Source organism: Klebsiella sp. MS 92-3 (assembly GCF_000195655.1).
Classification (GTDB): Bacteria; Pseudomonadota; Gammaproteobacteria; order Enterobacterales; family Enterobacteriaceae; genus Klebsiella; species Klebsiella pneumoniae.
Genome location: NZ_GL882779.1, coordinates 31,632 through 31,903, shown reverse-complemented (window position 1 = coordinate 31,903; position 272 = coordinate 31,632). Strand labels below are relative to the sequence as shown.

The following is a 272-nucleotide window of genomic DNA, read 5'->3' as shown; positions in this document are numbered from 1 at the left end:
TGCGCTCCCTGCGCCATGAGTGACATAACGCAGAAGGCGTATCGGGAGCGCAATGTGTGCTGAAGTCGTAGATCACATACAGGACTTCCCGACAGTGCTTTCCCTCCCCTACTCCCGGAGGGAAAGGGAACCGTCCAGCAGCGCCGGCCGGGCAATACCCGAAGATGGCATATTGCCAGCCATCTGATTCCTTGTGATTAATGTTGGTCCAGCCACGCCAGCGCCTGCTCGCCCGCCTCGTCCATCGGCAGGGAGACCAGCAGGCGCGAGCC

General features: G+C 61.0%; 1 protein-coding gene. It reads right to left on the bottom strand.

Annotation, left to right across the window (positions count from 1 at the left end; genetic code table 11):
- Nucleotides 1–197: 197 nt before the first annotated feature.
- Nucleotides 198–272 (bottom strand): hypothetical protein (locus tag HMPREF9538_RS33320; protein ID WP_416352769.1); only part of this gene is annotated, 75 nt, incomplete at its 5' end.